The sequence below is a fragment of the Salegentibacter holothuriorum genome, assembly GCF_900168045.1.
GTDB classification, from domain to species: domain Bacteria; phylum Bacteroidota; class Bacteroidia; order Flavobacteriales; family Flavobacteriaceae; genus Salegentibacter; species Salegentibacter holothuriorum.
In genome coordinates this window covers 562,509-585,605 of record NZ_FUYY01000001.1, presented here as the reverse complement: position 1 = coordinate 585,605, position 23,097 = coordinate 562,509, and the positions used below count along the sequence as shown (strand labels likewise).

The window sequence follows — 23,097 nt, the reverse complement described above, 5'->3', positions numbered from 1 at the left end:
CCTGTTTCCTAAGAAGATATTAAGTTTACTCTTTAACACTTAATTGATATCAGTGATCTTACACGAAGTAAAATTTGTATATCAGGTTAAAAAATACCTTTGATATCTCCTAAATTTGATCTCTAACTCTAATAAGTACAAAGAAATCAAATTATTATGATGATTTAAAAGTAGTTTAAAATAGATTCAGAAAAAATGACAAATGTCAGAAAACTAATTTTTAACATAAAAATAAAATCATACGATATCTTGCAGTCTTTCTGGGTTTAGAATGTTTATTTTTTTTCCTTTTATAGCTATAATACCTTCTTTTTTAAGGCAGGAAAGGCTTCTTATAAAACTTTCAGTAGAAATACCGGCAATACTTGCTAGATCTGTCCTGGAAATTTTTAATCCCGGGAAATCTGGATTCTGCAAATCATCAGCAAATTGAAGTATGGTATTGGAGGTTTTTTTTAATACTGAAGCATACGCCATTTCCAGAAGCTGTGATTTGAGCCTTAAAACGGTATCGGTTAAATGTTGCGCAAGATCCAGACTCAATTCTTGATTTTCCTGGAGTATTTCTTTAAAATCTTTATATAAAATTCTATGCACCCTGGATGGTTCTATGGTAGCAGCAGTTTCAGGGCAAATTGGGTTTTCATGAAACCCATATAAACCCAGCAATTCATTTTTACGATAAATTCCTGTAATCAATTCCTTTCCCAGCTGGTCCATCCTGGAGGTTTTAACCAGACCTTTACTTATAAGATAAATAAAGCTAGAATGTCTATTCTCTCTGAATATGATTTTATTCTTATCCCAGAATACTGTTTCTCCTTCTTCTTCTATATATTTTTTTAAAGATTCAATATCCGGTATTTTGATTCTTTGAGTATTTTTATTTTTAGAACTTAACAAAGATTCTATTTTGTACAGAAGCTCTGCCTGGGAATGGGAGTTTAGTAAATAATGATTTTGGCTATGTAGCGGTAGCCAATTATTAAGATTTTCTTCGGTAATAATAGATATTAGGGGGATTGTAGAAAGTTCTTGGTTCCGCTTTAGAGCTACGGGAGGTATTTTGGAATTAGTGCCACAAATAATTAAGTCTGGTTCATTTTTAACTAAACTACTACTTAGCTTTTCTAAACAATGGACATGCGAATAGCTACAGTTTTTTAAAACTGAAAATTCTTCGGATTTAAAAAATTTAAAATCTTGTTTTGAAAACAATAAAATATGCTTCATCACTGATGAGCTTAAAATTAATAGTTTAAAATCTGGAACTATTTTGCATTCCTGTTGGGGGGAGTAAGGTAGAAATGCCTTTAACAGTAATTAAATATACAAAGTAATTTTTATAAATCATAAAATTAAAAAATGAGTTATAACTTTGATAATCATCATACTATTTCCTTTAATAAATATTTTTTCCTTGGATATTGATCTTAAAAATGACTTTTATCATTTTTAAGCATTAGACACATTTGTATCTTTAATTAGAAAATAAAATTGTTATGAAAGTTTCTAAAAAACAATCTCTTACCGAGGAATTCTATAATCATACTGGGATGATTTTTTACGCTGTTGCCGCTTCAGATAAAGTAGTGCGAGCCGAGGAGATAAGAACTTTAAAGAAGTTGGTTAAAGAGAAATGGGTGCCGGTAGATACCGTAACTGATGAATATGGGACAGATGAGGCTTATAAAATTGAAATAGCTTTTGATTGGTTACAGGAAAATGCCCCTGAAGCAGCTTGGGCATTTAATGAGTTTAAGGAATATAAAAAAGATCATCAGCAATTATTTGACCCAAAAATAAATCAGTTAATATGGGAGACCGCTGATGCAATTGCGGCATCTTTTTCAGGAAAGAATAAAGCTGAGCTTATAATGCTTTCAAAATTAAAAATATTGCTTACCTAGTAAATAAGCTTGGGGCATGCTCACAAGGCATCAAATGATGTTTTTTTGAATTTCAATAGAAATATTGCAGCATTTTAATCTCGATTTTTAAGTAAAATTAAAGATATGGAAACCTTAATTTGCCAGAGTTGTGGCTGGCCTTTTACCCTAACCACCGCAGGTACAAATCGCGATAAATCGGTCAATAAAGATTATTGCAGAGATTGTTTTAAAGATGGGACGTTTATTGATAAATCTCTTAATTTACACCAATTGGAGATGAAGCTATTGGAAATGGCAAAGGTACATGAAGATATAAGTCTTGAAGAAGCGAGACAGCTTATAAAAAAACTTCCAGAACTAAAAAGGTGGCGTATGGACCATATTTAGCATAATCAATGTTTTATTGGTAGTGAACATCTTAAAATTTATTGGCACCGCCAAAGGGTGTAATAGCCCGAGGCTTGCCTCGAGGTAGTTTACTGTTTTTTCTTTTCTTCTCTTGCTTTTTGACGTTCCAGTTTCCTAAAATATCCGCGGAATAATATATTGTGTTTTAAAGCCTCCATATTCTCATTAAACTTAAATGTAGCTTCTTCAATATTCTGCATACTTTTATCTAGATAATTTACAAAACCAGTATCTTTTACTACATAATTTAAAGCCCCTTTTTCTGAATTAAGACTGTTAGAAAATTCTCCCAAATCTACACTTATTGCTTTTATTTGTGAGGAAGTGATTTTTAGATCTTCAATTATGTTGCTGAAGCTTTTTTGAGTGCTAGAGTCGCTAAGAAGTGTGCTTGCAAGACTATTTTCATAATCTATTGAGTTTAAGATACTATTTATCTTATTAATTCCGGCTTTAGCCGAATTGGTAGTTTGGTTTAAATTTGCAGCACTTTCCTGAATGTTTTTTGCCAGAGTATCATTTTTGAGTAAATCTCCCAAAACTCCTTCTCCCGCATTAATACTATTGGTGATTTTTAAAAGATCGGCGGTTAAAAGCGCTGCGTTTTCATTGGTTTGGTTTAAAGTATTAAGCATATCGGCAGTTGCCACCTGGCTAAGCGATTCAAGGGTATCTCCTTCTTGTATGGCTCTGGTGGATACTTCACTATTGGGAAGAATATTTAAAACCATGCTTCCTACTAGACCGTCAGAATTTATGGTTGCGACTGAGCTCTGTTTAATTAGATTTCCAGATTTACGATTAATAAGCATATCTACACAAATTGCAGTATCGTTTAAAAATTTGATTTCTTTTACAGTTCCTACATTTACACCAGAATAACGCACATTATTGCCGGGCTGTAAACCGTTCACATTTTTAAAAACAGAACTTAGCATAATAGAATCTCCAAAGAGGTTTTGTTTATTCCCAATAAAATAAACTCCAAGTGTAAAGATGATTAGTCCAGCTACAATGAGAAGACCTAATTTTAGATTTTGTCCGGAATTTGATTTCATAATATACTATTTAAAAAAGGCTTTAATTTTTGGATCTTTAGAACTGGCGAGCTCATTAAAATTTCCCCCGGCATAATCTTTTCCATCTAAAAGCAAGATCATTCTATTTGAAATTACCCTTGCACAATCTACATCGTGCGTAATAATTAGTGATGAGGTTGCATACTTTTCCTGGATATTCATCATTAATAAAATGATCTCCTTAGCGGTTATTGGATCTAGTCCTGTGGTAGGTTCGTCATAAATAATAATCTTTGGTTTTAAAATAAGTGCCCTTGCCAAAGCAATTCGGCGTTGCATTCCTCCAGAAAGTTCAGCCGGCATAAGATCTATGGTTTCTGGTAAACCTACACTTTCAAGGGCTTCTTTTACCAGTGCTTCAGTTTTCTTTTCGGTATTATGGCTATGTCTTCTTAGCGGGAATTCTAAATTCTCCCGTACCGTCATTGAATCATACAAGGCGCTGCCCTGGAACAAAAAACCTATATTGGTTCGTAATTCATCCAATTCGTTTTGCTTCAATTTAGAGATGTCTTTTCCTAAAATTTTAATACTGCCCTTATCAACCTCCATTAAGCCTACCAGGCATTTAATCATCACCGATTTCCCAGAACCAGATTTCCCCATTAAGACCAGGTTTTCGCCTTCAAAAAGATTCAGATTAAAATCTTTCAGCACATCTGTTGTCCCAAAGCTTTTATATAAATGACTTAGCTCTATGACTGCTTTTTTCTTCATCTTTAGTTATAAAAAATATCGGTTATAAAAACAGCTATAAAATCTAACACAAATAATAGCATAGAGGTGAAAACTACTGCAGAGTTGGAAGCTTTTCCTACACCGGCCGTTCCTTTCTTACTATTATAACCTTTAAAACAACCTACAAGCCCAATAGCAAAACCAAAAAAGAAGGTTTTTATAGTTGCGGGAAGTAAGTCTGTAAACTTAAGTGCTTCAAAAACCTGATTAAAGTAAAGTAAAAAAGAAACATCACCTTTTGCGTTTTCTATAATAGCCGATCCTATTAATGCTACAAAATCTCCTATAATCACTAAGATAGGTAACATACAGGTTGCCGCAAGAATCCTGGTAACAACCAGAAATTTAAATGGATTTGTCCCAGAGACTTCCATAGCGTCTATTTGCTCGGTTACCTTCATAGAACCTAACTCGGCACCAATGCTAGATCCAATTCTTCCGGCACAAATAAGTGCAATTATTACAGGGCCAATTTCCCGAACAATGGAGATACTTATCATAGAAGGCATCCAGGAAACCGCACCAAATTCCATTAAGGTTGGCCGGGATTGAAGGGTGAAAACCAAGCCTAAAATAAACCCGGTAACGCTTACCAAAAGCAACGATTTATTTCCCATTTGATAGCATTGTTTAAGGAATTCCCTAAATTCAAATGGCCGGCTAAATAATTCTCGAAAATAACGTCCAGTGAAATTTCCCATTTCTCCTATTTCCACGAAAAAGGAATTAAAACCCGATTGATATGAGGAGAAAAACTTCATACATCTATATTACAGTAAATTTAAGCTTAGGTTGTCTTAGCGCAAATGATATTTATCAGTTAAAGTAGGAGATTATGCAAATAGTATGTGAGAGCGATTACTACCGCTAAAACCCCTATAATTTTATTTTTTAACTAGAAATATTTAAAAAACTTTTTATTTTTATGGGGTTGTAGCTAACTCTTAGGAATTGTGGGAGCATAAATTTACAGATTTATTTGACTTAATTGTTAATTTAAATTGCAAATGAGTCCATATTTCTGGGGCTTAACGTATATTTTTGATCTTTGATTCTCATTAATTTTAGATAAGTCTGACTTAATCATTTCTAAATGACAAAAGTAAATAACTACCCATCCAAATCTGAGTTGGAAAATAAGCTTAAAACCGATGAACCGCGCATAATTGCTATAGGCGCAAGTGCCGGTGGATTGGAAGCATTAAAAGCATTTTTTGAAAGTATACCAGAAACCGATAAGAATGCTTATGTAGTTATTCAGCACCTCTCCCCAGATTTTAAAAGTATGATGGGAGAGCTTCTTAAAAAGAACACCAATTTGCCCATTCGTGAGGTTAAGGACGGAAAAAAAATAAAACAAGGCCATATTTATTTAATCCCACCTGCCAACAACCTCATTTTTGAGGATAATAAGCTTCACCTTGTAGATAAACCAAAAGGTCAAAGTTTAAACCTACCCATAGATATTTTTTTTGAATCACTTTCAAAGCATAAAAAAGATAAAGCTATTGGGGTAATTTTAAGCGGAACCGGAAGCGACGGGACACGAGGAGTAAGAGCAATAAAAGAACTGGACGGCATGGTTATGGTCCAGGATCCCGAAGAGGCTAAATTTGATGGGATGCCGCAAAGTGCTATAAATACAGGTCTGGTAGATTATGTGCTGCCGGTTTCCAGTATGGGTAAAGAGCTTAAGAACTTTATAGATGCCCCTTCGGTTTTTCATTTTAAAGATGGGGATCTGAACTATAATGAGAGCGAATTGATGAAAATTCTTCGCTTTGTAGATGAAAAAACCGGTTTGGATTTTAGGGAATATAAACACGCAACTCTTGCACGAAGAATAGCCCGAAGGGTAAATGTTTGTAAATGCAAAAGTCTTTCGGGATATTATGAGTTTTTAATTCATAATGAAGAGGAGATAGAAATACTTCATCGCGAATTCCTTATTGGAGTCACTAAATTTTTTAGGGATGAAAAAGTGTGGAAAATACTTAAGGATAATGTAATTCCAAAACTGGTAGAAGGGAAAAAAGATGGTGAAGTCATAAAACTGTGGGATGTTGCCTGTAGTAGTGGTGAGGAAGCCTATTCTTTTGCGATGATTATTAATGAAGAAATTGAGCGCCAGAATAAAAGTATAGAATTAAAGATCTTTGCTACAGATATTTCGCAGAAACACTTGAATATTGGAAGTGAAGCATTTTATCCTGAAAGTATTGTTGCAGATATAGATTCAGAATTATTACTAAAGTATTTTATTAGTAAGCCCAATGGTTATAAGGTAATCGATAAAATGCGCCGAATGGTGGTTTTTTCCAGGCATAATATTATTAAGAATCCGCCTTTTAGTAATATGGATATGGTGGCTTGTAGAAATCTCTTAATTTATTTTCAGCCCGGAATTCAAAATAAGGCACTAAACTTTTTACAATATGCCTTGAAGGTTGGAGGGATTTTGGTTTTGGGAACAAGTGAAAATGTATCTTCTCAAAAGAATAATTTTAAAGTCATTAATCGTTCGGCAAAAATCTTTCAAAATGTAAATGCAGATAAACGATTAAATTCAAATATTTCTCAATCAACAACGGCAAATAACTTACCATCCAGTGTACGTGAAATTAAACGGCCAACAAATAGGAAGGTATCAAACCCTATAAAAAGTAAACTTACCGAAGAGCTTAATGAAACAATACTGGAAACCTTTGGTGGTGCCAGTGTGTTTGTGGACAAAAATTTTAATATTATACAAGCTGTTGGCGAGTTTCGGAAATATGCTAATTTGCCGGTTAGTGGGTTTTCTATAAACCTGCTGGATATGTTGGGAGCAGATTTAAAATATATTATTCAAAGCACATTAAAAAAGGCTGAAAAAAATAATAGTAAACAAAGGTATAAAGACGCTTCTTTTGAGCAACAGAATAAAGAGGGCACAGTAGACATTATTGTAAAACCATATTATCAAAAAATAGAGGGTGACCAATCTAATTTTGTAATTACCTTTATTGAAAAAGAGGTGAACTTAGAGGGAGTAAATACCCTGGAAAAACTAAGCCTAACTAACCGCACAAAGGAATATGTAGCAGATCTTGAAGAAGAACTCAAAGAAACCAAAGAAGAGCTACATACTTCACTGGAGGAAATTGAAACCAGTAATGAAGAGTTACAAGCTGCAAATGAAGAATTATTGGCTTCTAACGAAGAGCTGCAAAGTACCAACGAAGAGCTGCAAAGTGTAAATGAAGAAATTAATACGGTAAATGCTGAAAATCTTCAAAAAGTGGAAGATTTAGCAGCTTTGAATGCCGATATGAATAATTTGCTGGAAAGCACGGAAATTGGAGTGATTTTTCTTGATGAAAGTTTAAAAATTAGGAAGTTTACTCCTGCAATTCAAAGGCATTTTAATTTAATTGATTCAGATGAAGGTCGTCCCATAGAACACTTTACTTCAAGTATGGGAAAAAATAACCTTATTACACGTTGTAAGCGGGTACTTAGAACAGGTAAAATCCTTGAAAAGCAAGTGATGACCAAGGATAACTCTTACTATTTAAGAAGAATTTCTCCATATATAAATTCTAATAACGAAATAAATGGTGTGGTGATTACTTTTATAGATGTTGGTTTATTACACCGATCTACAGAAAAGTTAATTGCCAGCGAAAAACGTTTCAAATCTTTCTATGAAGAAGATCCTGTAGTTCATATTAGTGTAGATCCACAAACACAGCTTATTGTGCATTGCAATGAAATGGCAGTAACAAAGTTGGGTTATGAAAGTAAGGAAGATTTAATAGATAAACCAATCTATGACCTTTATAACGAAGAATCTCAGCTTAAAGCTTTAAAAACTAATAAAGAATTTAAAAATAACGGTACCATAGTGAATATGGAGCAGAACATGCTTACTGCCTCGGGAGATTTACTGCCCGTGATTGTAAACGCCACGGCAGAGAAAGATTTAGATGGTAGGGTAGTGACCATAAGATATACTTGTGTAGATATTTTAGCATTAAAAAAAGCCGAAAATCAGCTAAAGCAGCAACATGACGATCTGGAACGTGCAAATAAGGATTTGGAACAATTTGTCTCCATTTGTTCACACGATCTTCAGGAGCCGCTTTCCACCATTAAGTTTGGTAGTGATGTATTGGGTAAATTGTATGCCGCCAAATTAGATGAGAAAGGAAAAGATTATATCAAGTATATAAAAGATGCCTCTACCCGTCTTTCAGAGCAAATTAAAGCACTGCTGGAGCATTCCAGAATTGGGCGTAACGGTGAAAAAAGCCTGGTAAATATTAAAGAGGTTGTAGAAATTGTGAAATATGATCTTGGTAAAAGAATCAAAGACACTAATGCAAAAGTAAATGCCAGTAAGTTGCCAAAAATTATGGGGCATGAAGTAGAGTTGCGCCTACTTTTTCAGAATCTTATTAGCAACGCTATAAAATACACTCCAAAAGACAGAAATCCAGATGTACGGATTGCATCTTATAGAGAAGGTGCCCATTGGGTTTTTTCTGTAACAGATAATGGTTATGGAATTTCAGAAGAAGACAAAAAGAACATATTCACCATCTTTAATCGCGTCAAAGAAACCGATGCCAACGAAGGTACCGGAGTTGGCTTGGCACACGTAGAAAAGATCGTTCAACTGCACGAAGGTAGCATTTGGGTAGAAAGTCAGGTAGATGTAGGAAGTACTTTTTATTTCAAATTAAAAGCGTAATCCTATATGAGTGCAGAACAGTTTTCGTATCCCGAAAAGGTAGATGTTCAAAATTGTGATAAAGAACCCATACATTTAATTGGAAAAGCCCAGGCTCACGGGGTTATTGTGGCTGTAAATCCTCAAACTTTTGTAGTAACTCAGGCTAGTGAAAATACGGCAAAGTTCTTTGGAGTATCTCATGAAGATTTTTTAGGTATTTCCCTGGAAAAATTAATAGGGCGACTTCCAATTGAAAGACTGGAAACCTCTATTTCTGGAAATTTGGATTTTACGGCGGAAGAGTTGGAAATAAATGATAAGAATTTTGTTATGTTGCCTCATCTATCGGGAGATAACCTTATTCTGGATTTTGAAATTCTTGGTGAATCCTGGAATCCCTTTTACTTTCAGGAACACTTAACAAATATTATTAATGGCCTGGATGGAATAGAGAATATTTCGGTGCTATGCGATAAAGCCGCAAAACTAATGAGAAGTATTTTCGGCTACGATCGCGTGATGGTGTACCGATTTGATGAAGAATGGAATGGGGAAGTAGTAGCAGAGGAAAAAAACGAAGATTTAGAAAGTTGGTTAGATTTGCGCTACCCGGCAAGTGATATTCCAGCACAATCACGAAAACTATTTTTAGAGCATAAGGTAAGGATCATCTCAGATGTTAATTATGAACCTGTTCCTATTTTACCAGAGTTATCGCCTGTTTCACAGAAGCCTCTAGATCTTTCAAGGTCTACATTAAGAGGAGTTTCTCCCATTCATATTGAATATTTACAAAATATGAAGGTAGGTGCTTCCTTAACAGCGGCTATCATTGTAAACGGAAACTTGTGGGGTTTGATAGCTTGTCATCATTACTCGGCTAAATTTATCAATTATTCTCAACGTGAAACCTGTAAGTTTTTAGTGCAGGTTTTTTCTAATTGTGTTTCTTCAATACAAACCGGAATTTTTAATCAAAAAATTAAAGAAAATTCTGAGTTAAGGGAGAGACTTTTAGAAGATTTACAGCTAGAGAACTCTTTAATTGAAGGCCTTACCAGTATTTCAATTCCTTTTACTTCATTAATTGAAAGTGGGGGAGGTGCAGTGATTTTAGATGAAAATATTAAATTTTTTGGAAATACACCTAAGGAAACCGAGGTGATGGACTTATGCGGTTTTTTGAACAAAAAAGAGGATCCCCTTTTTTATACTAAGAATCTAAAAACTCTATATCCAAAAGCTATAAATTACAAAAATGTAGCTTCAGGAATTTTAAGTTTTAAATTGGGAAAAGCTGATAATAACTTTATTATTTGGTTTAGGCCAGAGGTTGCTGAAACTGTAAGTTGGGGAGGCAACCCTAATAATAAAGTTTCTTATAACGAGGAGAAGCAGCGCTTAAGCCCCAGGAAGTCTTTTGAGAAATGGACAGAAAAATTAGACGGCATCTCCGATAATTGGAAAGAATATGAAATTGAAACGGCAAAAGTTTTTGGTGAAAATATAAATCAGTTTCTTCTTGCAAAGCAAAAGGAAGAAATTGGCAGGTTAAACCAGAAGCTACAGGAAGCCAATAAAGACCTTGAACTTTTTAGCTACGGAATTTCTCATGATCTTCGTGGTCCGTTACGCGGAATAAATGGATTCGCGCAGATACTGAAAGAGGATTTTAGTAACGATTTACCGGCCGAAGCTATAGAAACTATAAATACTGTTTTAAGCACAGCTAATAAGATGGAAGGTATAATAGACGATATTCTTTCTTTTTCAAAAATCACGGGTGGAGATCTTCAAAAGAAAAGATTCGATACTAATAAATTATTGGATGAACTTTTGTCGAGTTTTAGTATTACTGCTAATTTCCCGGAGACAGAAGTACATATAAAGAAAAATTTACCGGAAACTTATGGGGATAGACGAATGATTTGGCAGCTATGGAGCAACGTTTTGGAGAATGCATTAAAGTATTCTGAACAAACAAAAGATCCACGGGTTGAAATTGGAGCTATTACTCAAAAAAACAGGGATGTTTTCTACATAAAAGATAACGGGATTGGTATAGCTAAAAATGATCAGGATAAAATTTTTAACGTATTTTCCAGGGCTTCAAAAAGTCAATTTAAGGGCACCGGTGTAGGTTTAGCTATAGTAGCCAGAATTTCAGCAAAGCATAGTGGGAAAATCTGGGTAGAAAGTGAGCCTGGAGAAGGCAGTACATTTTACTTTTATTTTTAGCCCAAATTTAAATGCTTCAAGCTTGCCTTGAAATTCCAGTTTTTTACCATTTGACGCCTCGTAAGCTTGCTGCTAGCTAGTTTACTTTTAAAAACAATCTCTAATTTTTGAAACCCTGGTTTTTTGCATTAACTAGTTTAGTATTTTTGTATAAATTTTAAAGAATGATTACCACTCCGTTGCGTATTATATTGGTTGAGGATGAAGAAACCGATGCAGTTTTAATTAAAAGACGAATTACTAAGATTGTAGAAACAGTTGAGGTGAAAGTAGTAAAAGATCTTCCCGGTTTTGAAAACTTGTTTACCAATTTCTTGCCAGATGTAGTCATTTCAGATTATAACCTTCCCAGTGGTACAGGTCTTGATATTATGGAATTGGTGAAATCTATAGATGAAAGTATTCCACTTATTTTTATTACAGGAGCTTTGGATGACGACGAACTTGCTGCAAATACCATTCTTTCTGGAGCTTCAGGGTTTATTCTCAAAAAACATATGAGTAATCTTCATGAAAAATTGGAGCCACTTTTAAAACAAGTGGTGTATAATATGGTGCAACATGAAGAATTGAGAGAGCAAATAAGAAAGAATAAGATAGCAGTGCATCAAATTTATAGCCATCTGGATAGCATGAAGGCTGATGATATTGAGCAGCGTGAGAATATTAAAAAAATAAGAAATAACCTGGATAAATTCAATATAGAAGATGCTGAATAACCTTAGGAATTCCACAAAACAACTTCACGAAGAACTTGAAAAAGAAAATCTTGCTAGCCAAATTATTTCTCACGAAATAAGCCTGGAAGACTACAAACTTTTATTGCTTCAAAACTATATCTCTTATAAAATTACCGAAGCTGAAATTTTAAAATATATCCCTGCCTATAAATCTAATAAAAGCGAAAAGCTAGCACAAGATCTTGACGATTTAGAGGTAGATAAATCAGTTTTTGAGGAATTTCATGGGAAATTTCAGATAAATTCTTATGAAGAAGCTCTTGGAACTGCATACGTGGTTTTAGGCTCTGCTCTTGGCGGAATGTATATTTCTAAAGAACTTCCTAACTGCCCTGCATTAAAGGGAATTCCTAAACCACATTTTTTTAGTGGGGAACGGGATGGGGTGAAGTCCTGGAATAGTTTTGTAAAAGAATTAAAAGCAGAAAATTTTACTGAAATTCAGATAAACCAGGCCTCAAAAAAAGCCATGGAAACTTTTGAGTTTTTCGGATTGGTTTTTAAAGAAGCTTCGTTAAATACGAATTGTAATTTCAACTAAATTATCTTTCCTTTTTATGTCTCTTGCGTTTTCTAGGTTTATATTTAAAAATCAGACTATCTTTCACAAAACAAGTTCGTTAAAAAGTCGATTTAAAGTTATATCAAGATCGTTTGTCATTCCCGGATGTGGGCGCGAAGTTTGAATTATGGAACTCCGCACCGCAGTGAGCCATCTAAAACGAGAAGGCAAATCTAATTGTGCAATTGGGCCTCCATTTTTATTTCCTTCGCATATTTTCTTAAAAGAATCTAGATTTGAGCATATTTCGTCTTTGTCCAGATCTTTGCAAAAAATTCCCAGTCGCTCTTCATCAACTCGAAAAACTGCTTTTAGGAACTTTCCTTTCTTACTAAACAAAATAATGCCAACGTTTAAGAATTCTTCTCGTTCAACTTTAGGTACAAGCCTAATTACAGCATATTCATATAAGTGTTTTTCTTGCATTTTCTGCCTCTTTTATAAAAATTTCTGAATGACTTAACCGTGTGGTTAAAAATTGACTATAAACTTCTTTAATTTCTTCCTCTGTTTCATCGGTATCTTCCCATTGCAACCATTCCGAGGGAATTAGCGATACAATTTCTTTTATTTTTTCGGGAGTAATTAGTTTTTTTGCATATTCATTGGCTTCCTTCATTCTACTGGCCCGCGGCAGTAATACGTGGTCCTTAATAAAAGTAAATGGAGTTTTGGCTTTTTCTTCCACATTAGTCCAGGAGTGGTGAAAATAAAAAGATGCCCCATGGTCTATAAGCCATAATTCTTTATGCCACATAAGCATATTGGTATTTCTATAGGTGCGGTCTACATTGGTTATAAATGCATCAAGCCACACTATTTTTGAAGCCTCAAATTCATCAACTTCGGTAACCACAGGGTCAAAATTAATGGCTCCAGAAAGAAAATGTAGCGCAAGATTTAAGCCTTTACTGGCCTGTAATAAATCTTGAATTTCCTCATCTCCCTCTGTTCTTCCAAAAGCTTCATCTAAATTGGCATAAACGAGTTCAGGTACTTTAAAGCCCAATGCACGGGCAATTTCGCTTCCAAGTAGCTCGGCAATAAGAGCTTTTACGCCGTGGCCTGCGCCTTTAAATTTAAGTACATATTTAAAATCGTCATCGGCTTCAGTTAGGGCAGGTAAGGAGCCGCCTTCTCTTAGCGGAGTAATATACCTGGTAACAGTAACTGTTCTTAATTCTGCGTTTTGCATAGCTTTGTATGAGGCTCCAAAGTTAAGTTTTATAGGCCTAATATGAAATATATGAGGGAGGATTTGGAAATTGTTATTAATAAGAAAACGCGGGTAGTTCAATAACTTCCCCCGCATTCATATTGTTTAAATGCTCATTCCCAATCCTTATGCGCACCAATCTTAAAGTTGGAAACCCAATTGCGGCAGTCATTTTTTTGACCTGTCTAAACTTACCTTCAACCAATGTTACTGAAATCCAACTGGTAGGACCGTGACGTTCATCTCGAATTTTCTTAGCTCTTTCGGGGAATACCGGTCTTTCTTCTAAAATAAATGCTTCACAAGGCAGGGTTTTATAGCTTTTACCGTTAATGCTTATCTCTACGCCAAGTTGTATTTTTTCAATTGCTTCATGGGTGATTTTCCCATCTAGCTGAACATAATATTCCTTCTCAATTTTATTCCCGTTAACTTCGGCACTCGCTTTTCCATCGGTAGTGAGAAATAGCAAACCTTCAGAATCCTGATCAAGGCGACCCACAGACATGGTTTCCTCCGGAAAATCACCTAATTCTCCCAGAAGCTTCTTTTTTTTTCTTGGCCGTTCGTTGGTGATAAACTGACTTAAATAGCCGTAAGGTTTGTAAATTTTAAAATAGCGATGCTGCATTAACGTAAAACCAATTTTTTTATCAGATCTTTTCCTAATTCCCTGTTGAGCATAGTTATTATTTTTCCTTTACCATAACTAAGCTCTTCCCGCAGTACAGAAGAACTTAACTGGACAAAAAGCGTTTCGTTTTGCAATTTAATGGCAGTGGTATACTTTTCAATAGCCGGCCCCATTTCCCGATACCAAACATCTTTAACGCTTACTTTATCCAGGCCTCCCTGGAGTTTATTATGATCAACAAACTCTTTTAAAACTTCGCTTAAACTTTGATTTTCACTATTTCTCTTCTTCATTATCTAATAGGGAGGTAAATTTGGTGTAATAATATATTTTTCCGTCTCGGTTTAAGACGCTAAACTTATCTTCTTCAGCAGAAATTACAGTTTCTTTCCACTCGTCAAAAGGAGTTTTATAATAAAGCCGCAAACTATCATTTTCTATTCGCGCTGAAACTGTTTCTTTATTATCACTTGTTTTGAAACTTCCATCAAATTGTGGCTTTACTTTTTTACGAAATCCTTCCTGGCCATCAAACTCCATATAATCTACCGTTGCGTTTATCTTATAGCTGATTACTGAATCTTCAGAGACCTCCACGCGATCAATTTCCCAATAACCGGTAAGATGTTGAAGCTGTTCTTCAGGATTATTTTGCTGGCATCCTAAAAGTACGATTCCGAATAAGAAAAAAAGAATTTTTTTATTCACAATTTAAAAAGTTTATAAGATTGATTACTGCTTTTCACCACCGCTTCAGTACGGTCTGCGTGCGTGTCACTAATAAAAATTTGACCCAATTGATCTGTGGCCACCAAAGCTACAATATGTGCCACACGTTGCTCGTCTAATTTGTCAAAAATATCATCGAGTAGTAAAATTGGATTTACTTTGCTTATAGCTTTTATAAAATCGAATTGCGCTAATTTTAAGGCAACCAAAAAAGACTTTTGTTGTCCCTGGGAACCAAATTTCTTAATAGGATGGCCTTCTATTTCAAAACTTAGATCGTCTTTATGTGTTCCTACGCTCGTATACTGCAAAGCCATATCTTTTTGAAGATTTGCTTCAAGTAAGGAGGCTAAAGAATTGTCAAACAACTGGCTTTTATAGCTAATATCCACCTGTTCTTCGTTTTTGGTAATATCGGCATAGCGCTTATTGAAAATAGGAATGAATTCTTTTAAAAAAGCTTTTCGTTTTTCAAAGATATATTGACCCAGGTCACTAAGTTGTAGATTATAAACTTCTAAAGTATCACGATCAAAACTATGGTTCGCGGCAAAATATTTCAGTAAAGAATTACGCTGTGCATTTAGCTTTCCATATTGAATAAGTTTATTAAGATAAATGTTATCACTTTGCGAGATCACTCCGTCCATAAACTTACGCCGGGTTTCGCTTCCTTCAATAATAAGGTCACGATCTGCGGGAGAAATTATTACCGTAGGTATAAAGCCTATATGTTCACTAAATTTTTCATAGGGCTTATTATTTCTTTTTATCACTTTTTTTTGTCCGCGTTTAGCGCTAACTAGTATCTGTTCCTCTTTTTGTAGTTTTTCAAATTGCCCTTCTACAACAAAGAAATCGGCCTCATGATTAATATTTTGGCTGGTGATTGGGTTAAAATAACTTTTTCCAAAAGCCAGGTGATAAATACTGTCTAAAACGTTGGTTTTACCAACGCCATTATTGCCTACAAAACAATTTATTTTCGTGTCAAACTCGAAAGAAGCTGAATTAAGGTTTTTGTAATTAACTAAAGAAAGGTTTTTTAAAAACATAAAATGCTGTTATTCAGCTTTTTGATATTTATATAATAGAATTCTGAAAGTAAAGCGAATGACCCGAAAATATTAAAAAAATACAAATAATTTCCCTTTTAATTTTGAATAAAAATCATATTTTTGCCACGCATTAAACAGTTTTTATGGCAACTTACAAGAAAAAGGGATATAAACCTTCTAATAAAGAAGAACAGCAGAAACAGGTAGAAGAAGAATCTACAACTGCTGAAGTATTTAATACGCTAGACGAAGGGGCTGGCAGGACCGAAACCTGGGTAGCAGAAAATCAAAAGTATATCTATATTATTGTGGGAGTAGCAATTGTAGCCGTTTTAGGTTACCTTGGTTACGAACGCTTTGTAAGTGAGCCAAAACAGGAAGAAGCAGCTAATGAAATGGCACAGGCGCAAAACTATTTTGCATCTGCTCTAAACGCTTCTGGAGCTGAACGTGATTCACTTTTTACTATGGCTTTAAATGGCGGTGAAGGGAAATATGGCTTTGTTGACATTATAGATAACTACGGTAGTACAGATGCAGCGAATCTTGCAACCTATAATGCCGGTTTTGCTTATTTAAATACCGGGAACTACCAGGAAGCTATAAATTATCTTGAAGATTTTAATAGTGATGATGAAGTTCTGCCAGCTTTAGCTACCGGAGGAATTGGCGATGCTTTTATGCAATTAGAGCAGCCGGAAGAAGCTTTGGGATATTACGAAAAAGCGGCTTCTATGAGATCTAACGAGTTTACAACACCAAAATTCTTACTAAAAGCAGCAATTACCGCCTTAGAGCTAGGGCAGGCCTCTGATGCTGAAGAACACCTACAGCAGATAAAGGATGAGTATCCCGAAACTCCTGAAGCTGAGCAAGTACCAGTTTATATGGGACAGGCTCGTGCTGCAAAACAATAATTTATGGCAACAGAAGGAAATAACCTTTCAGATTACGATAAAGACAAACTTCCCGATGCGAGTGATTTTCGCATCGGGATTGTTGTTTCTGAATGGAACGATAAGATAACAGAAGGACTTTATGACGGTGCTTACAATGCACTTATAGAAAATAATGTAACCCCTAAAAAAATTGTACGTTGGAATGTTCCCGGCAGTTTTGAGCTTATTTATGGTTGCAAAAAAATGCAGGAAACTTTTGACATGCTTGATGCTATTATTGCAATTGGTAGTGTGATAGAAGGGGAAACAAAACATTTTGACTTTGTTTGCCAGGGTGTTACCCAGGGAATTAAAGACCTTAATATACAAACCGATACCCCAATAATCTTTTGTGTGTTAACAGATCAAAATATGCAGCAGGCAATAGATAGAAGTGGAGGGAAGCATGGTAACAAAGGTACTGAAGCTGCCATTGCGGCTATTAAAATGGCAAAACTACGCCAGGACGCTAAATATTAAGCCACAGGCTTTATCGGCATTATTCTTGTTGATTTCTTTTTAAGCTTGTTGTTTCGGTTTTTTGAAGCAATTTGAGTAAATTTGAACTACCACAGAAAATCAGCATATTTTGAAGATCAAAATTTATAAGCCAAGAAAAAATGCCCGGTACAACTACACCCCACGTTATTATAAGGGGAAGGATACGGGTAATATTTATAGTTTTGATTCAAAATTCAGTAAATATAAAGAAACTACAAATGCCATAGATTTTGGCTCCCAATGGGCTGAAGTACGTAAATCCAGTAGAACACGCGGTAACCGTGAAATCAATAAGCGATTGCTAATCATTATAATGGTGCTTGTTTTTATTTTTCTATGGATAATAGACTTCGATCTGTCCATCTTTTCCAATAATCCTTAAATGACAGATATAATTCAACTTTTACCAGACCATGTGGCGAATCAAATTGCTGCCGGGGAAGTGGTGCAAAGGCCGGCTTCGGTGGTAAAGGAACTCGTTGAAAATGCTATTGATGCAGGTTCGGGAAATATTCAGGTTGTAATTAAAGATGCGGGAAAAACATTAATACAGGTGGTTGATGATGGTAAGGGAATGAGCCTTACCGATGCCAGGATGTGTTTTGAACGCCACGCTACTTCAAAAATTAAAACAGCTGAAGATCTTTTTAGTTTGCAAACCAAAGGCTTTAGGGGAGAAGCATTGGCTTCTATTGCTGCTATTGCCCACGTAGAGTTAAAGACAAAACCTGAGGATGATGAAGTTGGGACTCAAATAAAGGTTGAAGGTAGTAAAGTTACCAATCAGGATGTTTGTGTATGTCCAAAAGGAACTTCGGTAAGTGTAAAAAACCTTTTTTATAATATTCCTGCAAGAAGAAATTTTTTAAAATCTGATGCGGTAGAAACCAGGCATATTATAGATGAATTCCAAAGAGTAGCTTTGGCGCATCCGCAAATTGGTTTTTCTTTATTTCATAATGGAAGTGAACTTTTTCAACTTCCAGAAACCAATCACAGACAGCGAATTACCAATATTTTTGGCGGAAAAACCAACGAAAAACTGGTTCCGGTAACCGAAGAGACCGAGATTGTTGAAATTTCGGGATTTGTAGGTAAACCTGAGTTTGCTAAAAAATCTCGTGGAGAACAATTCTTTTTTGTAAATAATCGGTTTATAAAAAGCCCTTACTTAAATCACGCTGTTGTAGCTGCTTTTGAAGGTTTGTTGAAAGATAAATCTTACCCTAGTTATTTTCTTTTCTTAAATGTTGATCCTAAAAGTATAGATATTAATATTCATCCTACAAAAACTGAAATTAAGTTTGATGATGAACACGCACTTTATGCGATTTTAAGAAGCGCTATAAAACATAGTTTAGGTCAGTTTAATGTAGCTCCGGTCTTAGATTTTGATCGTGATGCAAACCTGGACACGCCTTATGATTATAAAAATAGATCTGCAGAAGTACCGCAGGTAGAAGTAGATCGAAATTTTAATCCATTTCAAGAAGAAAATGCCAGAACCCATAAAACTGGTTCAAGCTCCTTTTCTTCCAACTTTAGGAAAGAACGTGGAGAAAGTTGGGAAAGCTTATATACAGGATTACAAACCGAAGATACCCCGAAACCGGATTCAGATTTTAGGGAAATAGAATTTGAAAGTGAAGAAGTAACAGGGAATTTATTTCAGCCTTCTCAAGATACAGAAGAGAAATCTACCTTTCAGCTTCATAAAAAATATATTGTAAGTACACTTAAAAGCGGAATTTTAGTAATAGATCAACACCGGGCACACACCAGGATTCTATATGAAGAGATGCTTAAAAATATTACAGTTTCAGCCGCAGTAAGTCAGCAATTATTATTTCCGCTTAACCTTCAATTTAATACACACGAAGTAGAAATAATAAAACAATTACAGGACTCACTGGAACAAACAGGATTTGTATTTTCAGAAATAAAAACTGATTCCGTAGAAATTGTTGGAATTCCTACTTTAATTTCAGAAAGTGAAGTAGAGATCTTATTGGAACAACTTATTGCCGATTTTGAGAACGACGTGCCGGATAATGGTTTTTCTCAAACCGATTTACTGGCAAAGTCGCTTGCAAAAGGGATGGCGGTAAAATCTGGAACACTTTTAAACAATACCGAGCAGCAACATATCGTTAACAGGTTGTTTGCTTGTAAAGAACCAGGGTTAAGCCCGTCTAACAGGTCGGTTTTCGTTACTTTAACGGTAGACGAGCTGGATAAAAAATTTATGTAAATGGGAAGAATTACCGAAACTGTAAAAGTACTCTTAATCATCAACATTATTTTCTTTGTTGGAAGCCAGTTTCTGGGCGATTATGCATATCAATTATTTGCGCTCTGGTTCTTTGAGAATGAAAATTTTATGGCCTGGCAAATTATTACGCATATGTTTATGCATGGCAGTTTGATGCATATTATTTTTAATATGTATGCCTTGTGGGCTTTTGGTGGGCCAATAGAACAGATGTTGGGACAAAAACGATTTGTTTTCTTTTATTTTTCGGCAGGACTTGGAGCGGCATTTTTACACACACTGGTGAATTATATAGAATTCAAAACCGGGTATAATGCTTTGTTAGATGCGGGAATGAGTATGGGGAGTATAGAGCAGCTGCTTAACACTGGAGAATACTCTACCGCAATTCTGGATTCTGTACCTAAGGAAACTTTACAAAGCCTGTATCAAAGTGTAAATACGCCGGCCGTTGGAGCTTCTGGAGCTATTTATGGTATTTTGGTAGCTTTTGGGATGATGTTCCCTAATGTTGAACTATTCTTATTATTTGTGCCGGTGCCTATTAAAGCAAAATACTTTATTCCTGTACTTATTTTAATCGATTTGTTTTCAGGATTCACAGGATATTCGTTATTTGGTGGTGGTGTAGCACATTTTGCCCACGTTGGAGGCGCTTTATTTGGATTTATAATGATGTGGTACTGGAAGAAAAACCAGTTTAACCAAAACCGCTGGGATTAATGAAAGGATCTGATAAAATAAGATATAAACTGCAAACCGCTACGGTAGTTGAAAAGCTAATCGCTATAAACGTATTGGTTTTCTTCCTGTTTTTTTTGTTTAAAACCATCGCTTTTTTATTTCAATTACCCTCAGATTTTTTATTGGAATGGTTTGTTTTCCCTAAGGAACCGGGGGAGTTTATCTTTAAACCCTGGTCTATAATTACCTATTCCTTTTTACACGGTGGGATTTGGCATATCCTTTCTAATATGTTGATCTTATATTTTTCCGGCATTTATTTTCTTAATTATTTTTCACCTAAACGCTTGCTTAATTATTTCTTTTTAGGAGTGATTATGGGAGCCTTGGTTTATATGTTGAGTTATAATTTATTTCCTGCGTTTCAAGCTATGGGACGTTCTTATTTAATAGGAGCATCGGCAGGTGTGATGGCGGTTTTAGTGGGGATAGCCACTTATATCCCAAATATGCGGGTTAAACTGCTTTTAATAGGAAGTATTAAATTCTGGTATATTGCTGCTTTTTTAGTGGTATTGGATATCATCCAGATTCCAATGAGCAATGCGGGTGGGCATTTGGCACACCTTGGTGGTGCTGCATTGGGTTATGTGTATACAAAACAGTTGCAAAAAGGCAATGATATTGGTTCCTGGTTTGAGAAAATAATGGATAGTTTCGTGTCTTTATTTAAAGCTAGTGAACGCAAAGCCAAGATGAAAACGGTATACCGAAAAAACACGAATAAAAAATCAGCTACCAAACAATACAAAACTGCTTCTTCCCGAAAATTGAATAAGGATGAAAAACAGAAGCAAATTGATGCTATTTTAGATAAAATAAGCAAAAGCGGCTATGATAGCTTAAGTAAAAGTGAAAAGGATTTTTTATTTAAAGCCGGTAAAGAAGATTAAATGAAAAAGCTCGGGCTCCTGGATAAGTTTATTTTTATCTTTAATTCTTTAGCTGGTACTGCTTTATTGCTTTCTTATCTTTTGGCTTTTATTCCTCCAAAATCTTTTCCCTTACTTTCTGTTTTAAGCCTTGGCGTTCCTGTTTTAATTCTTGTAAACCTTGGTTTTATGGTTTACTGGATTATTAGGTTAAAAAGACAATTCTTACTGTCTTTTATTGTGCTGCTTATTGGATATAATTATGTGTCCAGTCTTTATCAGTTTAGTTCCAATACCCAATCTTCAGAAGAAGAATTAAGTATAATGAGCTACAATGTGCGACTTTTTAATAATTATGGTTGGACTAGTAAAAAAGATATTCCTGAAAAGATCACAGATTTTATAAAGGAAAAAGACCCCGACATCTTACTTACCCAGGAGCATACGGTAGACGAAACCAATTTAAAGGAGATCTATCCGTATCATTTTGTACACAGAAAAGGCCGGAATTCTGAATTTGGTTCGGCAATTTTTTCGAAATATCCCATTGTAGCGCAAAACTCCCTTGATTTTCCTCATAATGGGAATAATAATGCTATTTATACTGATGTGGTGGTAAAAGAAGATACATTGCGCATCTATAATGTTCACTTTCAGTCTTTAAATGTTAAGCCTGAAATTGATGATCTGCGAAAAGAAGATTCTAAAAAGTTACTGGGTAGAATTGGGTACGGCTTTGGGCTTCAGCAAGAACAAGCCGAAATAATGATGAAAAAGGTGAATGAGTCTAAGCTTAAAACCATTATTTCCGGTGATTTTAACAATACTGCCTTTTCTTATATTTATGAAATGATAACTGATGAAGGAAGATTTAAAGATGCTTTTTTGGAATCTGGGGAAGGTTTTGGACAAACCTTTAAACTGAGCTATTTCCCGTTGCGCATAGACTTTATGTTAATTGACACCAACATTCAAATTAACGCATACCAGCGCTTTAAAAATGAATTCTCAGATCACTATCCTATTATAACCCGTATTAAAATTTAAGCTCTTGTGCTTCAAGAAAATTTAAGCTGTTTGGGCCTTCGTTAAAAATGAGGTCTAAGATGCTAAGATTTGGCAAAAAACCATGTTTATCCTGAAATACCTGCGTGTAGTCTTCAAGCTCAAAATTAAACTTTGCTTTTGCATTAATTAAAGGTCTTAAGTCCTTTTTATCTTTAGGATGAAGAATATATTCTGAAGTTTTATGGATATTAAGATCTAACTGAAGTGCTTCGGTCACAAACGCTAAACAGGCATAATTGAAGTCTAACAGATAATCAAATTTCTTATGATAAAGCGGATAAATTTCATCTTCGTAAAATTCGAAAAATGGAGAAGTTTGATAAGATGCTTTTAAGGCACGCCAATGTTGCTTTTGCCATTCAAAGTCATTTTCAATTTGCACTTCTTTATAGCGCTGATGCTTTCCGGCTTCTTTAGGTTCACCCGTTAAAACTGAACGATGTTTTATTGGAATATTGAGCAATAACTTCCCGTTAGAGTCATAGATATACATCCGGTTTCTATAGGTTTGCTTCTGGTAATTGTCTTCATTTTCAAAATAGACTTTATCTGCTTTTACCAGCGTAACAAATTGAGAAACCGGCCCAAAGTAGGCCGGATGTATTAGTATTTCTTTCATCTAATTATAATTCTATTCCAATTTCGGAACTTAACATTAGCGCCAATTTTCATTGTTATACGCGCTAGGTCT

The 23,097-nt window shown here is 35.0% G+C and carries 24 protein-coding genes; 13 read left to right on the top strand and 11 right to left on the bottom strand.

Annotated features, from left to right (window positions below):
• Positions 1 to 237: 237 nt before the first annotated feature.
• Positions 238 to 1,233: a Crp/Fnr family transcriptional regulator gene (locus B5X51_RS02660; protein WP_079719312.1), complete on the bottom strand. Its 996-nt coding sequence runs from the start codon at positions 1,231 to 1,233 to the stop codon at positions 238 to 240.
• A 269-nt stretch (positions 1,234 to 1,502) separates the two neighbouring features.
• On the opposite strand from B5X51_RS02660, the gene B5X51_RS02655 reads away from it, so the two are divergent.
• Positions 1,503 to 1,910: a hypothetical protein gene (locus B5X51_RS02655; RefSeq protein ID WP_079719311.1), complete on the top strand. Its 408-nt coding sequence runs from the start codon at positions 1,503 to 1,505 to the stop codon at positions 1,908 to 1,910.
• 105 nt (positions 1,911 to 2,015) lie between these two features.
• On the top strand, positions 2,016 to 2,279 hold the full coding sequence (locus B5X51_RS02650) for a zinc ribbon domain-containing protein (RefSeq protein ID WP_079719310.1): 264 nt from the start codon (positions 2,016 to 2,018) through the stop codon (positions 2,277 to 2,279).
• 89 nt (positions 2,280 to 2,368) lie between these two features.
• Here B5X51_RS02650 and B5X51_RS02645 read toward each other — a convergent pair whose 3' ends face one another.
• The 3 genes from B5X51_RS02645 to B5X51_RS02635 are packed head-to-tail and all read right to left on the bottom strand — an operon-like array spanning position 2,369 to position 4,878.
• Positions 2,369 to 3,358, bottom strand: a complete 990-nt coding sequence (locus tag B5X51_RS02645) for an MlaD family protein (protein ID WP_079719309.1) — start codon at positions 3,356 to 3,358, stop codon at positions 2,369 to 2,371.
• Between the two features lie 6 nt (positions 3,359 to 3,364).
• Complete coding sequence (locus tag B5X51_RS02640) at positions 3,365 to 4,096, bottom strand: ABC transporter ATP-binding protein (RefSeq protein WP_079719308.1); 732 nt, start codon at positions 4,094 to 4,096, stop codon at positions 3,365 to 3,367.
• Positions 4,097 to 4,098: 2 nt separating this feature from the next.
• Entirely contained in the window at positions 4,099 to 4,878 is a 780-nt protein-coding gene (locus B5X51_RS02635) for an MlaE family ABC transporter permease (protein ID WP_079719307.1), read from the bottom strand.
• Between the two features lie 332 nt (positions 4,879 to 5,210).
• Here B5X51_RS02635 and B5X51_RS02630 point away from each other — a divergent pair, with 332 nt between their 5' ends.
• The 4 genes from B5X51_RS02630 (at position 5,211) to B5X51_RS02615 (ending at position 12,353) form a co-directional block, all read left to right on the top strand.
• Positions 5,211 to 8,852 carry a chemotaxis protein CheB gene (locus tag B5X51_RS02630; protein WP_079719306.1) on the top strand — a complete coding sequence of 1,214 codons (3,642 nt, stop codon included), beginning with the start codon at positions 5,211 to 5,213 and terminating at the stop codon, positions 8,850 to 8,852.
• A gap of 6 nt (positions 8,853 to 8,858) precedes the next feature.
• On the top strand, positions 8,859 to 11,072 hold the full coding sequence (locus B5X51_RS02625) for an ATP-binding protein (RefSeq protein ID WP_079719305.1): 2,214 nt from the start codon (positions 8,859 to 8,861) through the stop codon (positions 11,070 to 11,072).
• A gap of 164 nt (positions 11,073 to 11,236) precedes the next feature.
• On the top strand, positions 11,237 to 11,791 hold the full coding sequence (locus tag B5X51_RS02620) for a response regulator (RefSeq protein ID WP_079719304.1): 555 nt from the start codon (positions 11,237 to 11,239) through the stop codon (positions 11,789 to 11,791).
• Positions 11,781 to 12,353: a biliverdin-producing heme oxygenase gene (locus tag B5X51_RS02615; protein WP_079719303.1), complete on the top strand. Its 573-nt coding sequence runs from the start codon at positions 11,781 to 11,783 to the stop codon at positions 12,351 to 12,353. Before B5X51_RS02620 ends, B5X51_RS02615 begins: the two co-directional genes overlap by 11 nt.
• A gap of 63 nt (positions 12,354 to 12,416) precedes the next feature.
• Here the strand turns inward: B5X51_RS02615 and B5X51_RS02610 are convergent, their stop codons facing one another.
• The 6 genes from B5X51_RS02610 to recF form a co-directional block, all read right to left on the bottom strand.
• On the bottom strand, positions 12,417 to 12,800 hold the full coding sequence (locus B5X51_RS02610) for a DUF3037 domain-containing protein (protein WP_079719302.1): 384 nt from the start codon (positions 12,798 to 12,800) through the stop codon (positions 12,417 to 12,419).
• Positions 12,778 to 13,569, bottom strand: coding sequence for a HipA family kinase (locus B5X51_RS02605; RefSeq protein WP_079719301.1), 792 nt, complete (start codon positions 13,567 to 13,569; stop codon positions 12,778 to 12,780). Before B5X51_RS02605 ends, B5X51_RS02610 begins: the two co-directional genes overlap by 23 nt.
• 76 nt (positions 13,570 to 13,645) lie before the next feature.
• Entirely contained in the window at positions 13,646 to 14,221 is a 576-nt protein-coding gene (locus B5X51_RS02600; protein WP_079719300.1) for a pseudouridine synthase, read from the bottom strand.
• Positions 14,221 to 14,517, bottom strand: coding sequence for a DciA family protein (locus tag B5X51_RS02595; protein WP_079719299.1), 297 nt, complete (start codon positions 14,515 to 14,517; stop codon positions 14,221 to 14,223). The genes B5X51_RS02600 and B5X51_RS02595 overlap by 1 nt, the downstream gene beginning before the upstream one ends.
• On the bottom strand, positions 14,501 to 14,932 hold the full coding sequence (locus tag B5X51_RS02590) for a lipocalin family protein (RefSeq protein WP_079719298.1): 432 nt from the start codon (positions 14,930 to 14,932) through the stop codon (positions 14,501 to 14,503). The genes B5X51_RS02595 and B5X51_RS02590 overlap by 17 nt, the downstream gene beginning before the upstream one ends.
• Complete coding sequence (gene recF, locus B5X51_RS02585) at positions 14,929 to 16,008, bottom strand: DNA replication/repair protein RecF (protein ID WP_079719297.1); 1,080 nt, start codon at positions 16,006 to 16,008, stop codon at positions 14,929 to 14,931. The genes B5X51_RS02590 and recF overlap by 4 nt, the downstream gene beginning before the upstream one ends.
• Before the next feature lie 146 nt (positions 16,009 to 16,154).
• Between recF and B5X51_RS02580 the strand changes: the two genes are divergently transcribed.
• From B5X51_RS02580 to B5X51_RS02550, 7 genes are all read left to right on the top strand, one after another.
• Positions 16,155 to 16,928, top strand: coding sequence for a tetratricopeptide repeat protein (locus B5X51_RS02580; RefSeq protein WP_079719296.1), 774 nt, complete (start codon positions 16,155 to 16,157; stop codon positions 16,926 to 16,928).
• Between the two features lie 3 nt (positions 16,929 to 16,931).
• Positions 16,932 to 17,429 carry a 6,7-dimethyl-8-ribityllumazine synthase gene (ribH, locus tag B5X51_RS02575; RefSeq protein ID WP_079719295.1) on the top strand — a complete coding sequence of 166 codons (498 nt, stop codon included), beginning with the start codon at positions 16,932 to 16,934 and terminating at the stop codon, positions 17,427 to 17,429.
• A gap of 109 nt (positions 17,430 to 17,538) precedes the next feature.
• A complete protein-coding gene (locus B5X51_RS02570; protein WP_139374821.1) occupies positions 17,539 to 17,832 on the top strand; it encodes a hypothetical protein in 294 nt (97 codons plus the stop codon).
• Positions 17,833 to 19,701 carry a DNA mismatch repair endonuclease MutL gene (mutL, locus tag B5X51_RS02565; RefSeq protein ID WP_079719293.1) on the top strand — a complete coding sequence of 623 codons (1,869 nt, stop codon included), beginning with the start codon at positions 17,833 to 17,835 and terminating at the stop codon, positions 19,699 to 19,701. It abuts the gene before it with no gap.
• Complete coding sequence (locus B5X51_RS02560; RefSeq protein ID WP_079719292.1) at positions 19,702 to 20,445, top strand: rhomboid family intramembrane serine protease; 744 nt, start codon at positions 19,702 to 19,704, stop codon at positions 20,443 to 20,445.
• The gene (locus tag B5X51_RS02555; protein WP_079719291.1) at positions 20,445 to 21,359 is read left to right on the top strand and encodes a rhomboid family intramembrane serine protease; all 915 of its coding nucleotides are present in this window, start codon (positions 20,445 to 20,447) and stop codon (positions 21,357 to 21,359) included. Before B5X51_RS02560 ends, B5X51_RS02555 begins: the two co-directional genes overlap by 1 nt.
• Entirely contained in the window at positions 21,360 to 22,385 is a 1,026-nt protein-coding gene (locus B5X51_RS02550; protein WP_079719290.1) for an endonuclease/exonuclease/phosphatase family protein, read from the top strand.
• On the opposite strand, the gene B5X51_RS02545 is transcribed toward B5X51_RS02550, so the two are convergent.
• Positions 22,375 to 23,025: a WbqC family protein gene (locus B5X51_RS02545; RefSeq protein ID WP_079719289.1), complete on the bottom strand. Its 651-nt coding sequence runs from the start codon at positions 23,023 to 23,025 to the stop codon at positions 22,375 to 22,377. The genes B5X51_RS02550 and B5X51_RS02545 overlap by 11 nt on opposite strands.
• Positions 23,026 to 23,097: the final 72 nt, after the last annotated feature.